At 73.6% G+C, this 970-nt stretch carries 1 protein-coding gene; it reads left to right on the top strand.

What is annotated here, in order from left to right; translation table 11 throughout:
- Positions 1-970: NAD(P)/FAD-dependent oxidoreductase (locus B7767_RS41640; RefSeq protein ID WP_085576373.1), on the top strand; the 970-nt coding region annotated here is incomplete at both ends.

Raw genomic sequence — 970 nt, 5'->3', positions numbered from 1 at the left:
CCGCGCCGGGGCGTCCCCCAGGCCCGCCACGCCCACCTGGTGTGGAGCGGCGGGGTCAAAGCCTTCGACGAACTCCTCCCCGGCCTCACCGACGAGGTCGTCGCCCACGGCGGCCGTCTGGTTCACATCATGGGCGACATGGTCTCCCGGGCCCCCAACGAAGTGTGGTTCCGCCGCTTCACCGCCACCCGTCACCGCAACCTGGTCTGCTCCCGCGACCTCCTCGACTTCGTCCTGCGCGGCCGCGTCCTGGCCGACGGACGCGTCGTACTCCGCGAAGAGACGACCGTACTCGGCCTGGAAGGTGACGCCACGACCGTCACCGGCGTCCGCGTACGCACCGGCGACGAGGAGAGCACCCTCCGCGCGGACCTGGTCGTCGACGCCTCGGGCCGAGGCTCCCGCGCACCGCAGTGGCTCACCGGACTGGGGGTGCCGGCCGTCGCCGAGCGAGTGGTCAACGCCGGCGTCGCCTACGCCACCCGCGTCTACGACGCCCCCGAGGCGACCCGGGGGATCGACTTCCCTCTGATCAACGTGCAGGCCAACCCGGCGAAGGCGCCGGGGCAGGGCGGCATCGTCCTGCCCGTCGAGGGGAACCGCTGGATCGTCACCCTGTCCGGCACCCGCGGCGGCGAACCCACCGGCGATCCCGGCGCCTTCGTCGATTTCGCCCTCGGTCTGGGAGATCCCGTCATCGGCGAACTCATCAAGGACGCCCGGCCACTCGGGGACATCGCCACCACCCGCGCCACGGCCAACCGCCGTCGCTACTACGAACAGGCCAAACGCTGGCCGGACGGCTTCGTCGTCCTCGGTGACGCCGTCGCCGGCTACAACCCCGTCTACGGCCACGGCCTCACCGTCGCCGCCCAGGGCGCTCTCGCCGTGCGCGACGTGCTGCGCGCGGCCGGGCCGGGGCGCCCCGGCCTCTCGCGCCGTCTCCAGCGCGCCGCCGCACGACCGGTGG

Origin of the sequence: Streptomyces sp. 13-12-16 (assembly GCF_002114215.1) — a bacterium.
Lineage (GTDB): Bacteria > Actinomycetota > Actinomycetes > Streptomycetales > Streptomycetaceae > Streptomyces.
Note: the sequence above shows the minus strand (reverse complement) of the source record. Positions and strands in the feature narration are given on the sequence as shown.